This window comes from Cytobacillus oceanisediminis 2691 (assembly GCF_000294775.2).
Lineage (GTDB): Bacteria > Bacillota > Bacilli > Bacillales > Cytobacillaceae > Cytobacillus > Cytobacillus pseudoceanisediminis.
Genome location: NZ_CP015506.1, coordinates 1,493,791 through 1,505,977, shown reverse-complemented (window position 1 = coordinate 1,505,977; position 12,187 = coordinate 1,493,791). Strand labels below are relative to the sequence as shown.

At 41.1% G+C, this 12,187-nt stretch carries 15 protein-coding genes; 2 read left to right on the top strand and 13 right to left on the bottom strand.

What is annotated here, in order from left to right:
• Positions 1-35 precede the first annotated feature (35 nt).
• The 7 genes from A361_RS07690 to A361_RS07665 form a co-directional block, all read right to left on the bottom strand.
• Positions 36-290, bottom strand: a complete 255-nt coding sequence (locus tag A361_RS07690; protein WP_009331176.1) for a stage VI sporulation protein F — start codon at positions 288-290, stop codon at positions 36-38.
• Between the two features lie 144 nt (positions 291-434).
• Positions 435-548: a YjcZ family sporulation protein gene (locus A361_RS29310; RefSeq protein ID WP_019381501.1), complete on the bottom strand. Its 114-nt coding sequence runs from the start codon at positions 546-548 to the stop codon at positions 435-437.
• A gap of 158 nt (positions 549-706) precedes the next feature.
• Positions 707-1,063 carry a stage V sporulation protein AE gene (spoVAE, locus tag A361_RS07685; protein ID WP_009331177.1) on the bottom strand — a complete coding sequence of 119 codons (357 nt, stop codon included), beginning with the start codon at positions 1,061-1,063 and terminating at the stop codon, positions 707-709.
• 28 nt (positions 1,064-1,091) lie between these two features.
• The gene (spoVAD, locus tag A361_RS07680) at positions 1,092-2,105 is read right to left on the bottom strand and encodes a stage V sporulation protein AD (RefSeq protein WP_009331178.1); all 1,014 of its coding nucleotides are present in this window, start codon (positions 2,103-2,105) and stop codon (positions 1,092-1,094) included.
• Entirely contained in the window at positions 2,105-2,575 is a 471-nt protein-coding gene (spoVAC, locus tag A361_RS07675) for a stage V sporulation protein AC (protein WP_009331179.1), read from the bottom strand. The genes spoVAD and spoVAC overlap by 1 nt, the downstream gene beginning before the upstream one ends.
• A 15-nt stretch (positions 2,576-2,590) precedes the next feature.
• A complete protein-coding gene (locus A361_RS07670; protein WP_009331180.1) occupies positions 2,591-3,061 on the bottom strand; it encodes a YhcN/YlaJ family sporulation lipoprotein in 471 nt (156 codons plus the stop codon).
• A 335-nt stretch (positions 3,062-3,396) separates the two neighbouring features.
• Positions 3,397-3,750, bottom strand: a complete 354-nt coding sequence (locus tag A361_RS07665) for a DUF1360 domain-containing protein (RefSeq protein WP_019381499.1) — start codon at positions 3,748-3,750, stop codon at positions 3,397-3,399.
• 131 nt (positions 3,751-3,881) lie between these two features.
• Here A361_RS07665 and A361_RS07660 point away from each other — a divergent pair, with 131 nt between their 5' ends.
• Complete coding sequence (locus A361_RS07660) at positions 3,882-4,385, top strand: CotY/CotZ family spore coat protein (RefSeq protein WP_009331183.1); 504 nt, start codon at positions 3,882-3,884, stop codon at positions 4,383-4,385.
• Between the two features lie 65 nt (positions 4,386-4,450).
• Here A361_RS07660 and A361_RS07655 read toward each other — a convergent pair whose 3' ends face one another.
• The 4 genes from A361_RS07655 to mgtE all read right to left on the bottom strand — a co-directional run bounded on the left by A361_RS07655 (position 4,451) and on the right by mgtE (position 9,269).
• Positions 4,451-4,993, bottom strand: a complete 543-nt coding sequence (locus tag A361_RS07655) for a CotO family spore coat protein (RefSeq protein WP_009331185.1) — start codon at positions 4,991-4,993, stop codon at positions 4,451-4,453.
• 116 nt (positions 4,994-5,109) lie between these two features.
• On the bottom strand, positions 5,110-5,880 hold the full coding sequence (fabI, locus tag A361_RS07650) for an enoyl-ACP reductase FabI (RefSeq protein ID WP_019381498.1): 771 nt from the start codon (positions 5,878-5,880) through the stop codon (positions 5,110-5,112).
• A gap of 137 nt (positions 5,881-6,017) precedes the next feature.
• A complete protein-coding gene (locus A361_RS07645) occupies positions 6,018-7,877 on the bottom strand; it encodes a monovalent cation:proton antiporter family protein (protein ID WP_019381497.1) in 1,860 nt (619 codons plus the stop codon).
• Positions 7,878-7,889: 12 nt separating this feature from the next.
• Positions 7,890-9,269, bottom strand: a complete 1,380-nt coding sequence (gene mgtE / locus A361_RS07640; protein WP_019381496.1) for a magnesium transporter — start codon at positions 9,267-9,269, stop codon at positions 7,890-7,892.
• A gap of 386 nt (positions 9,270-9,655) precedes the next feature.
• On the opposite strand from mgtE, the gene prpE reads away from it, so the two are divergent.
• Positions 9,656-10,390: a bis(5'-nucleosyl)-tetraphosphatase PrpE gene (gene prpE, locus A361_RS07635; protein WP_019381495.1), complete on the top strand. Its 735-nt coding sequence runs from the start codon at positions 9,656-9,658 to the stop codon at positions 10,388-10,390.
• 26 nt (positions 10,391-10,416) lie between these two features.
• On the opposite strand, the gene A361_RS07630 is transcribed toward prpE, so the two are convergent.
• Positions 10,417-11,301 (bottom strand): RluA family pseudouridine synthase, encoded by an 885-nt coding sequence (locus A361_RS07630; protein ID WP_019381494.1) that lies wholly within the window; start codon positions 11,299-11,301, stop codon positions 10,417-10,419.
• Positions 11,302-11,378: 77 nt separating this feature from the next.
• Positions 11,379-12,173: an NAD kinase gene (locus A361_RS07625; RefSeq protein ID WP_009331194.1), complete on the bottom strand. Its 795-nt coding sequence runs from the start codon at positions 12,171-12,173 to the stop codon at positions 11,379-11,381.
• Positions 12,174-12,187 lie beyond the last annotated feature (14 nt).

Below are 12,187 nucleotides of genomic sequence, written 5' to 3'. Positions count from 1 at the left end.
AGAAGACCTGGCTGCAACCCGGCCAGGTCCTTCTGTTATTTTTTATTCATCATCTGGGAAATTGTATTAAAGTCAAGCTGCTTTCCATCAGCAACAATCGATTTCACAATCTTATCTTCCATATCCTTGGAAACGGGTTTATTAGCAATTTGCGAAACTCTTTTGATTACATTTCGTACTGTTTTTTCATCTTTAAAATTTGCATTCTGCAATGAGCCGGCCAGTTCCAATACATCCTTCATATTTACGCCTGTTTTCTTTTCAAGGTTTTTAAAAAAGTTGTTATCCATCCTGCTCAATCACGCTCCTTCATTTACTCCTTTATATCTTATGAAGGTGGGCGAAAAACGTGAAATGTATTAAAAATTTATGTACTGATACGCAAAAAAGCCAACACAAAACCTGCTGCCGGTTCTGAGTCAGCCTTTGTGAATCTAATTGTAGAAACTTGCGCCGACGATAATGAGTAAAATGAATAGGACGACGATTAGAACAAACGTATTCCCATAGCCCCCGCCATATCCGCAGCCTCCATAGCCATAGCCCATGCCTCTCACCTCACTTGGATTTCTTCCTATAACATATGTGAAAATAAAGCAGGGGTATGGGCAAGCTCCCAAGGCAGGCTTGGTTTATTCAGTCAGATTGAAATAAGAGGCTTGTTTTTAAATAACTTGAAGGCATTCTTGTGTATTTACCATATCATTTACCCTTTTGGCTTGAAAATTAGTGCACCGATAAAACCGAAAATTATCGCAGCTGAAATACCGGAGCTGGTTACTTCGAACATTCCGGTCAATACGCCGACAAGCCCGTGCTGATCAGCTTCCTGAAGGGCTCCATGGACGAGGGAATTGCCAAAGCTTGTTATAGGGATTGTCGCTCCGGCCCCCGCAAAGTCCGCAAGCGGTTCATAAAGGCCAACACCATCAAGAACAGCTCCCAATACAACCAAAAGACTTAATGTATGGCCAGGTGTTAACTTAAAAACATCAAATAATATTTGTCCAAATACGCAAAATAGGCCTCCAATTACAAAAGCCCAAAAAAACATAGGCAGCATACAAATATTCCTCCTTTTAACATCCTCTTTAAGTCATTTCGATTGAAACTGCATGTGCAATACAGGGGATGCTTTCACTCTGCTGGAATGTCAATGGTGATAATAAAGCGCCCGTCGCGACAACAAGGATTCTCTTGTAAGTCCCTTGTTTCATTTGATTCAAAAGGTGTCCGTACAAAACAGCAGCCGAGCACCCTGCGCCGCTTCCTCCAGACTGGACTGGCTGATCATCTTTATAAATCATTAATCCGCAATCTTTAAATTTCTCTCTATCTATGTTCAATCCATTATTTTTGAGCAGTTCATAAGCTGTTTCCTGGCCAATTCTCCCAAGATCCCCTGTGACAATCAGATCGTAATGAGATGGATCCAGCTGCATGTCTTTGAAGTGTGCAGTAATGGTATCTGCTGCTGCCGGCGCCATAGCTCCTCCCATATTAAAAGGATCTGTCAAACCCATGTCGATTACTTTGCCGATTGTAGCAGAAGTGGTAACCGGCAAATTCGAACCAGCTGCGTTTGCTGAGACCAGTGCCGCACCTGCACCAGTTACTGTCCACTGTGCTGTTGGAGGCTTTTGGCCTCCGTATTCTGTCGGGTATCTGAATTGTTTTTCAACAGCCGCATTATGGCTGGAAGCTCCTGTCAAAACGTGATCAGCACCACGGTAATTAACAATGAAGGATGCCAGCGCAAGTCCTTCCATTGAAGTTGAACAAGCTCCGAAAACCCCGAAATATGGGATTTGTATCGTTCTTGCACTTAAACTTGAAGGTGTTATCTGATTGATTAAATCCCCGGCAATATAAAATTGTACATCCTCCTTTTGGACATTTGCCTTATTTAAGGCAGTCTGTCCCGCCTCTTCCAAAAGGATCCGATGTGCTTTCTCATAAGAGTCTTCACCCATCCACAAATCATCATGCAGAACATCAAAATCCTCTGACAGATTGCCGTTTGCCTCAAATGGCCCGCCGGAAACACCTGCAGCTGCAATTACCGGACGGTTTTGAAAGACCCAGGATTGTTTTCCCTTTAGCATTAAATAACCCCCCAAATAATTAATAGCGTTTTAATTAGGGCCACGACGAAAGCCGAAAACACACCAAAAAGAATAACCGACCCTGCAAGCTTGAACATGTTTCCCCCTACACCCAGGACAAAGCCTTCCGTTCGATGCTCAATAGCAGCTGAAATTACAGCATTTCCAAATCCCGTTACAGGAACTGCACTGCCTGCTCCGCCGAACTGCCCCAAACGGTCATAAACGCCAAAACCTGTCAGCAGCATGGAGATAAAGATCATGGTAGCAACAGTTGGATTTCCGGCTGTCTGTTCGGTAAAGTTAAAAAAGTAGATATAAAAATAAGTTATTGCCTGTCCAACAACACAGATGAGACCTCCCACCCAGAAAGCACGAATGCAATTTTTCAGGACTGGGCGCTTCAGCTCATGCTTTTGCTCGAGCTTCTCATATTGCTGCTGTTCCGGTGTTTTTGTTTTTTTACTCATGCCCCTGCTCCCTTCCTATGTCATTTCATTTTTAAGCTTTATGATTTTATCAAGTTTCTTTTTAGCCTTTTTGTCTGTAAAATTGGGATCTTTCATTTTTTCCTGGAGTTCTACTGCCTCAATAAAGATTTTATAATCGCTTGAAACAATGAAGTTCTCATCAGGGTATTTCTCCTCAAGCATTTTTGTCATTTTCTTTTCAATTTTTTTCATGTGGAATCGCTGCAAATGCTTCACTTTGTAAGCAACTAGAGTATCCCCATTGCTCTTTACCACTGCAACATCATAAAGTTCTTTCATTTTTTCGACGTCATGTTCAATGTTTTCAACTAAATCCAAATTTCCCTTTGTATTTTTATCAATTAATACAGCAGGGGGATTAGTCGTTTTGAGCAGCGCAAGGTCGCTCTCCGTCACCTTTCCATCTCCGCTGCAGCCTGATAATAAGATCAGTGAAAATGCAATAAACGATAAAAGTTTTTTCATAATAGTCCCTTCCTATGTAGAATCTTTAATTATATTGTCCTCGAATAGTTTTGGATTTATGAATATTACTTCCCATCCTATTTTTCCCAGAAGAAAACAATAAAAAAAGCCGGGACCTCCGGCTATTGAGCTTTCTTCGTTTTTTTTCCGCAGCCGCACCCCTTTTTCTTTTTCTTGCTGACCGGCTGTGTTTTTTCCGCGTGCTGATCCTTATGATTCTTTAACATCATTGAGGCCCTCCATTAACAATAATTTTCCTCTTTTTAATTTATGCTGAGCCTCAAAGCTTGTGTAAAACAAACGCCCACATGCTGGAACAAATAGCTATAAGCAAATTAATTAATTAATTTTTGCACCAGAGATTCTATAATAGCTGCAAGTCCGGCAACTGCTAAAATCAGCAGCACCGGAGTTGCCAATGATGCATAGAAGTAATATAACAAATATAAAAAAACCGCACTCCACACACCAGTACACCAGTAACAGCTTAAAAGTTCTCCCAAGAAACCTCGCAATTTTCCATCTTTCACAACCAAAAAAACTTCAATTTCGCCGTTTTCATCCTTTTCTTCAACCTCTTCCAAAAAAGGCTTGCGCAAAAACTCGGTTATTTTATCAAATACAATCAGTCTGGTCAGCCTGAAGCTTGCAAGAGCAAAAATCAGCAGTTCCATAGGTGTTATGTCCATTTTTTTCACCTCCAATGTAAAAAAATAGCCTATTTTTTCAAAAAACAAGGCGTTTGTCCGTAACCCATAGGGCACTTCGGCAATATGTTAGTAGTGTAGACCACAAGAAACAAACAAGGAGGAAAACAAAAATGGGTTGTGGAAAAAAAGACGACTTCAAAGGCAAAAGCTGTGTATGTGAAGTAGTTCGTGCTATAAAAGATATTCAAGATAACGCAGAAGATGTGTGCGAATGCCCTTCAAACTGTTTCCTGGAGCCGCTTGGAGCGATATCACCTTCAAACAGAAAGCGCCATAAGCGTCCGGATACACGCGTATTCACACTAAAAACTGCGGACGGTTCACCATTCCATGCATTCTTTACAGGAAATGACTGTGCATGTGTTTCGATCTTTTTTAGAGTAGAAGAAGTATTCGATAACTGCTGCGCGGTGCTTCGTGTACTGGAGCCGGTTAACAGAAAAGAAGGCCCTGACAAGACAGTAAACCTTGCAGATGACTGCTGCATCGACTTAAGAAAGGTTTGCGAAGTTGACTACTTCCGCAGTACAAATGACTGTGTTACCGTTGATTTAACATGTTTCTGCGCTGTTCAATGTATTGCAGATGTTGACCTGGATATCTGTGAAGACTAATTAAATGCAGCCAGCCGACCATTCGGCTGGCTATTTTTTTGGCCGATTTCCCCCAGAGTTTAGTTTTACCTTCTTAGTCCAATCATTTTAACTGTATTTAAAGATTGAAGATTTAATTGCTCAATTGTATCATCGAACAACTTAATCTCGATCCATTCTTCATTTTTTGAAACCAGAAATCCCCTTATTGCCTTCTCGCCGGTTTCAAATATACAGGGTATAGGCGGAAGCTGTTTAGGAAAATCAATTAAGTAATCCAGTCGCTCAAGAGTGTCCATTTCCTTAAAGCTTTTTACACGATTGAAAGCCGGCTTTCTTTTTTCCGACGTAAACGCAAAGGATGCACTTTCTTTTTTCTCTTCCCTGCCTGCTTCGAATTCTTCAATAGCTTCCTTCACCTTTATTTCGGTCATATTTTCGTTCTTTTCTTCGGGCATCGCCTGTTCATTTATTTTGTCTGCGGGTTCCGGTACACTTTCTTTTTGTTCCAGTTTACGATCCAGCTCTGCTTTTCTGCTGGAGTAGACTGTTTGCATCCTGGTTTCTGGAAATTGAAAACTCGGCTGCTGTATATAAAATAATGGTTCCTTCACTTTTTTCTCAGCCATTTTTTGCCCACCTCCGCTAATCTTATTGTTCGTCGTATTATATGTATGCAGAAGATGGGCTTTCGTTTCTGATGGAAATAAAAAAAGCCCGCTCACATTGGAGCAGGCAATTTCTATTACAGAATATGATAACCGGAATCTACGTGAATATTTTCACCCGTTATTCCTCGGGACAGGCTGCTGAATAAGAATAAAGCTGTATCCCCTACTTCTTCCGGTGTTGTTGTTTTACGTAGAGGAGCCCGTTCTTCAATTTCTTTCAGGATAGAATTGAACTCGCTGATTCCTTTTGCAGAAAGAGTCCTGATTGGACCTGCTGAAATGGAATTGACCCGAATTCCATCTTTACCGAGGTCGTTTGCCAAATATTTGACACTTGCGTCAAGGGAGGCTTTTGCTACACCCATAACATTATAATTTTTCACAACCTTTTCACCGCCAAGGTATGTGAGAGTCACAATGCTTCCGCCTTCTGTCATTAAGCCTTTTGCTTCCTTGGCAACGGCAGTCAATGAATAAGAGCTGATATTGTGAGCTAAAAGAAACCCGTCTCTTGTGGTGTTCATATATTCTCCCTGAAGTTCTTCTTTATGGGCAAAGGCGATGCAGTGGGCAATTCCATGAATTACACCAGCTTCCTCCTTAATCGTGCCAAAGCATTTCGCGATGTCTTCATCACTTGTTACATCACAAGGAAGAACTAATGAATGTGCATCCTCCAATGATTCAGCCAGTTCACGCACACTTTTCTCAAGTCTTTCTCCCGCATATGTAAAAATTAAACGGGCACCAGCATCATGAAGGGATTTGGCAATTCCCCATGCAATACTTCTTTTATTTGCCACACCCATTACAACGAATGTTTTGCCATTTAGTGAAAGAGTCATTTTAAAATCCTCCTGATTTATTATTACATGTTATTAGTACCTAGTACTAATTGTACATCAATTTACCTGAAAAGAAAAGCCGAAAAAATCCTGCTATTAAAGCAGAACTTTTTCGGCAAGAAAGATGCCGGAGAGCCCTAACACCATTCACAAAATTCAAGTTCCCTTTTTAATTCATCAACGTACTCCTTAGATCCCGTAACAATCAGCCGGTCATTAACATGCAGTTCAGTATCCCCGTGCGGAACAATAGAATCCTTTCCTCTAAATATACGTACGAATATTACATCCCCTGTAAACGGGAATCGCCGAAGCATCATGCCTTCAAACTGCTCATTCTTTAATCGGATCTCGTATAAAGCTGTTTCCTGGTTCGTTAAAATGTTTACCACACTTGGTGATTCGATTAAAGCACGAAGCAGCGCCTTAGACGAAAGAATGGTTGAAAACAGCTCAATATCATGTTCCCGTAATGTTTCTTCCATATCAGGGCTTTCCATCCGGCAAATGACACGATCCACTCCTTTTTCTTTAAAAGCAATAGATAATGTGGCATTTGTCTCTTCATCCCCTGTCGAGATTACTACAATATCTGACTCAACTGCTTCTGTACCTTCAAAATTTTCAATATCAAATTCATCAATTTCAATGATATCAAACAAAGAATCAGCTATCTGCTTTTCCGCCTTTTCCTGCTTTTTATGATACAAAGCTGGTTCGTAAAGGGATGATTTAAGTTCATTATAGATCGGCATCGTCATTTGATTAGCACCAATGAACGATACTTTTAGCTTTTTCTCTTCGGCCGTTTCCATAGGGAATAGCTTTTTAAAGACCACAGGAGTAAATATACTCGTTATGACAGCGACTAAAATCAAGGTTCCGCTCATTTCGGCGGTAATGACATCCATTCTTTCACCAATAGTTGCTGCAGCAATAACAAGGGAAAGAGTTGACGTTAATAAAAACCCTGAAGCAATAACAGTTTTAATGTCATACCATCTTTTTAAAATATAGATTGGTAAAAGTTTTGAAAGCAGCAGTGCAATCAGCAGCAATGGAATAAGCATTAGCAATTTAGGATCTCCAAACAATGTCCATACGTCGAGATCCACCCCTACCATCACAAAGAAAATAGGGATGAGGAATCCATATCCAAAGGAATCCAGTTTATGGATCATTTCCTGATTTGGCGCCAGCAATGATACGAGGACTCCGGCCAGGAAAGCACCTAATATATTCTCTGCCCCAACTGTTTCTGATAACGCCACCAGGAAAATGATCAGTGCAAATACTGCTCTTGTTCCAATCTGAACAGTCCCAGTAGACATCGCTTCAAGAAAATTAAGGTTTTTGAACCTTCTGCCTAGGAAATACAGCAGTACTCCTACGCCAAATAGGACGAGAAGCAGCCAGGTATTCCCTCCGCCTGTGTCATTTAAAGAAACAAACACAGCCAGAAGAATCATCGTAGCCAAATCAGCAATAACGGCAATCAGCAGAATGATTTGGCCGATGCCTGTTTTCATTAAATGGGCTTCCTTAAGTGTTGGAACCACTACTCCCAGAGAAATGGTCGAAATAATTAATGTCATTAAAAAGGCATTATCAATGAATCCTGCCCAGACAAATAAATACGATAGGCCTAATGAAACCAAAAATATTCCTATAAATACAATAGAAGACACAGCAAAAGAGTTTGGCTCAAGCTTCCCGCTTGGGAGCTTTACTCTCTTCTTTGCCGAAGAGAAAGCTGTAAAGTCAATTTCCAGACCGCTCAAGAACATTAGAAATATAAATCCAAGAGTCGAAAGAGTTTCCAGCCACATATCCTCATGCACGATATCAAAGCCGCTTTTACCGATAATCAAACCTATAAGAATCTCTGCCACCACTACAGGGATGAAATTAATTTTCAGCCGGTGCAGCAAAATGGGCGTGATAAAAGCAGCCAATATCACAATGACCAGCGAAGCTACCGATGCTCCATGTTCCATAACATAACCCCCTTAACCTGTTAAGTAGCTCATAAATAATGTCGCCATTCCAAAATAAATTAAAATACTGATTAGATCATTAATAGTTGTAATAAATGGACCTGAGGCTACAGCCGGGTCAATTTTCATCCTGTGCATTAGCAATGGGATCAGCGCACCGGCAAGGGTGGCGACTATCAACGTAAACAAAATTGAAACGCCAACTAAAACACCAAGAAAGAAATTTCCTTTCCAGAAGTAAACAATGAAAGTTACAAGAACGCCGCAAATTCCGCCATTAATTAACCCAGTCCCGGCTTCCCTTATCACCAGTTTCCACTTATTTTCTTTCTCCAGGTCACCTGTAGCAATACCCCGGACAGCAACAGCCAATGCCTGAGTCCCTGTATTTCCTGCCATCCCTGCAATAAGAGGAATGAAAACAGCCAGAATGGCAACCTTATCCAGGGTATCCTCAAATCTTCCGATAAGGCTTGCAGTTAACATACCCAAAAACAGCAGGATGATAAGCCAGGGGAGCCGTTTACGCGCTGCAGAAACTGGATTCCTGTCAATATGATCCATATCCGATACAGCAGCCAATTTGGAATAATCATCAGATGCTTCTTCTTCCATGACATCCATGACATCATCAACTGTAATAATACCCAGCAAATGGTTTTGAAAATCCACAACCGGTACGGCGAGGAAGTTATAGTCCTTAATTTTTCTTGCGACTTCTTCCTGATCTTCGCCAACTGATACGGAAACTACCCTGTCATTTGTAATTTCCGAAATCATCGTATCATCATCACTTACTATTAAATCCCTCAATGAAATAACGCCAATAAGTTTTTTTTCGTCATTTACAACGTACACATAATAAATGGTTTCCGCTCTTGGCGCTTCATTTTTCAGGATATACATAGCAGAACGAACCGTCTGATTGGCTGACAGTGAGACAAATTCCGTCGTCATGATACTTCCTGCTGTATATTCTTCGTAATGAAGCAAATCCTTAATTTCTTTTGCCGATTCATCATCCATAATTGTCAAATAGCTGACAACCTGGTCTTTATCCAGTTCATTTAAAACATCAACCGCATCATCGGCATACATTTCTGAAAGCATATCCGCCGCATAGTGGGGGTTCATCTCAGCAAGGACATCTTTATAATCTTCTTCCTCAATCTCCAGATTTTCAAATAGAGCTGCCATTTCTTCCGGAGAGAGATAAAGATAAATTTTCGCCCGGATTTCCTCATCCAGATCTTTAAAAAATGAAGCCTGATCATAAGGGTGCATATCAAGAAATTCATTCCTGAAGATATCAATTTCTTCATTTTGTAAAGATTGGATTAAAAGGCTGGTATTGATGTGGGAATCTGTCCTTTCCACTGTGTGATCTTCCATAGAGATTACCTCCTCTCATACAATGAAATCATCCTTCTGAAATTCATCCCCAGCATAGGGACCTGAGATAAATGGGAACAATTTCATTCTTGCTGTGGAACTGATATTGCCAGCGGTATTTTTGTTAAACACGAACCACGAGCTTCTTGCCCGTTAAAAAACGTCACAGGAAAACGTACTTCACTATACTAGCAAATCTTTGTTTTTTTGTCGTCTCTGAACATTCATAACTTCAAATGAACGGTTATGAACTTTTCATAATTTTAATTTTCCCATTCCTTAAACTTAAAACCGTTAAAGCTTTCTCTGCAGGCTGAAAATAAACGTCATGATAAATATTATGAAAATTGATATCATAACAGTAGAACTATTAAAGGAGCCTATATATGAGACTTGATATTATTGGTGATATTCACGGCTGCTTTGCTGAATTTAAAGAACTGACTTTGAAAATGGGCTATAGTTGGAAGAGGGGATTTCCTGTCCACACTAGTAATAGAAAACTCGCCTTTGTTGGAGACTTAACAGACAGAGGACCAGAATCTCTGGCAGTCGTCGAAGCAGTATATAACCTTGCCGCAAATGACCTGTCGTACTATGTCCCGGGCAATCATTGCAATAAACTATACCGCTACTTTCTAGGGAATAAAGTTCAAATTACACATGGCCTGGAAACCACAGCAGCTGAATACGAGCGGCTGGACCCGCAATCACAGATGGAAATTAAACGTAAATTTATGGAATTATATGAAAGCGCACCGCTATACCATGTACTTGACAACAATAAACTGGTAATCGCCCATGCTGGAATTAAGGAAAGCTACATTGGGAAGCATTCATCCAAAGTTAAAACCTTTGTTCTTTACGGAGATATAACTGGAGAAAAAAATCCTGACGGGACCCCCGTGAGACGGGATTGGGCTAAACAGTATGAGGGTAAGCCAGCGGTCGTCTATGGGCATACTCCTGTAAAGGAAGTCAGGAAAATCAATAACACCTATAATATTGATACAGGTGCTGTTTTTGGAAATAAATTAACCGCAATTAGATATCCGGAAATGGAATTAATGTCTGTCCAATCAGGCATGCCTTATGCAGAAGAGAAGTTTAGGAAGATTTAATCCAAAAAGCCGGCAAATGCCGGCTTTTACAATAGACAATTCATATCTTCTGGGAGCTCCTGTTCAAACATGAGGGTTCTGTGCAGAAAGGGATGATAGAAGGAAAGGCTGCAGCAGTGCAGTGCCTGCCTCCTGATTAACTGTCTTGTGCCTCCATACAATTCATCACCTGCAAGAGGATAACCAAGCCATGCCAAATGGACTCTGATCTGATGAGTTCTGCCAGTTTCAAGCTTTAATTTTACATGTGTAAATTCTTTGCGCCGGCTGATTACCTGATAATGAGTACATGCATATTGACCTGCCTCACTAACTTCCCGCTCAATAATACTGTCTTTTTTTCTCGCAATCGGCTGTTCTATAGTACCCGCATCCCGGCTGATTGTCCCTTCTGCAAAGGCTTCATACGTCCGCTGGATTTTACGGAAGCGCTGCTGCTGGCTAAACAAATGATGCACGTGCCTGTGTTTCGCAATTAAAACCAAGCCAGAAGTATCCCGATCGAGTCGAGTCACGATATGCGAAGCAGACTTTAAGCCTATTCGCTGATAGTATCCAATCAGCCGATTAGCCAAACTTCCCGAAGGATGTTCTCTGGAAGGAATGGTACTCACACCTGCCGGTTTATTTACTATAAGAAGATAAGCATCTTCATAAAGAATATCAAGGGGCAAGTCTTCCCCCTTCATACCTTTACTGGGAACTTCTTCAGGGAAACCAACCTGAAGAATATCTCCTTCCTTTAGCTCATAGCGGACATTGACTTCCTGATTGTTCACTTTAATGAAGCCCCCAGCAAATTTTATGTCAGTGAGTGCAGTTTTAGAAATATCATTTTCTTTTAAAAATCCCCTGATTAACGAGCCCGCCTGCGGGGCAGTAATTTTCCATTGTAATTCAAAACGCGCCATGAGCTATAGGCTCCTGTTCTGTTAGAAGTAACGGGCTTATTAAAATAAGCGATTCTAAATACTGCAGGGTTTCTTTTTCAATCAGCAACAAAGGAATCGTGTACCCTTTTCCAGAATGGGAATGGCCTGAACCTGGCAAAACGGATTTTTTCATCCGCCACTCTGAATTGTATTGATTTTACATCTTTATGAAGAAGAGTCAAATGATCAATAGTAATTTGAAAATCCGGCTCGTTCACAGGCTTTAGCATGCATGTATGGTGTGCCGGCAGTACGAGCGGAGAGCCCACTGTACGGAATACCTTGTTATTAATGGAAGCCATTTCAGCAAGCTGGATGGCAGGCAAGGAAGGATGCAGAATGGCACCCCCCAGCGCCTTATTATAAGCTGTACTCCCTGATGGAGTAGAAACACAAAGACCATCTCCCCGGAACCGTTCAAAATGCTGGCCGCGTATTTCCACATCCATTACTAATGTACCTTCCACCGCTTTGACTGTCGATTCATTCAATGCAAGATAACGGGTTTCTTTGCCTCCATGCTGGTAGCGGATAATCACTTCCAGGAGCGGATATTCAATCACCTGATACGGGGTTTTGGCAATTGCAATTACAAGCTTTTCGATTTCCTCCGGAACCCAGTCTGCATAAAACCCGAGATGCCCTGTATGTATACCCACAAACGCGGTCTTGTCCAGACGGCTGCTGTATCGGTGAAAGGCATAAAGCAAGGTGCCATCCCCGCCTACCGATATGACTATATCAGGCTCTTCTTCATCATATGTAAGCTCGAAGTCCAATAAATAGGTTCTCATTTTGTGCATGAGTGTATTAGATTTTGAATCTCCTTTTGAGGTAATGGCAAATTTCATCTTATCCAAGCTCC

Excerpts from the sequence above, each read along its gene's own strand:
- A361_RS07690 (WP_009331176.1), bottom strand. The coding sequence starts at position 290 with ATGGATAACAACTTTTTTAAAAACCTTGAAAAGAAAACAGGCGTAAAT.
- A361_RS29310 (WP_019381501.1), bottom strand. The coding sequence starts at position 548 with ATGGGCTATGGCTATGGAGGCTGCGGATATGGCGGGGGCTATGGGAAT.
- spoVAE (WP_009331177.1), bottom strand. The coding sequence starts at position 1,063 with ATGCTGCCTATGTTTTTTTGGGCTTTTGTAATTGGAGGCCTATTTTGC.
- spoVAD (WP_009331178.1), bottom strand. The coding sequence starts at position 2,105 with ATGCTAAAGGGAAAACAATCCTGGGTCTTTCAAAACCGTCCGGTAATT.
- spoVAC (WP_009331179.1), bottom strand. The coding sequence starts at position 2,575 with ATGAGTAAAAAAACAAAAACACCGGAACAGCAGCAATATGAGAAGCTC.
- A361_RS07670 (WP_009331180.1), bottom strand. The coding sequence starts at position 3,061 with ATGAAAAAACTTTTATCGTTTATTGCATTTTCACTGATCTTATTATCA.
- A361_RS07665 (WP_019381499.1), bottom strand. The coding sequence starts at position 3,750 with ATGGACATAACACCTATGGAACTGCTGATTTTTGCTCTTGCAAGCTTC.
- A361_RS07660 (WP_009331183.1), top strand. The coding sequence starts at position 3,882 with ATGGGTTGTGGAAAAAAAGACGACTTCAAAGGCAAAAGCTGTGTATGT.
- A361_RS07655 (WP_009331185.1), bottom strand. The coding sequence starts at position 4,993 with ATGGCTGAGAAAAAAGTGAAGGAACCATTATTTTATATACAGCAGCCG.
- fabI (WP_019381498.1), bottom strand. The coding sequence starts at position 5,880 with ATGACTCTTTCACTAAATGGCAAAACATTCGTTGTAATGGGTGTGGCA.
- A361_RS07645 (WP_019381497.1), bottom strand. The coding sequence starts at position 7,877 with ATGGAACATGGAGCATCGGTAGCTTCGCTGGTCATTGTGATATTGGCT.
- mgtE (WP_019381496.1), bottom strand. The coding sequence starts at position 9,269 with ATGGAAGATCACACAGTGGAAAGGACAGATTCCCACATCAATACCAGC.
- prpE (WP_019381495.1), top strand. The coding sequence starts at position 9,656 with ATGAGACTTGATATTATTGGTGATATTCACGGCTGCTTTGCTGAATTT.
- A361_RS07630 (WP_019381494.1), bottom strand. The coding sequence starts at position 11,301 with ATGGCGCGTTTTGAATTACAATGGAAAATTACTGCCCCGCAGGCGGGC.
- A361_RS07625 (WP_009331194.1), bottom strand. The coding sequence starts at position 12,173 with ATGAAATTTGCCATTACCTCAAAAGGAGATTCAAAATCTAATACACTC.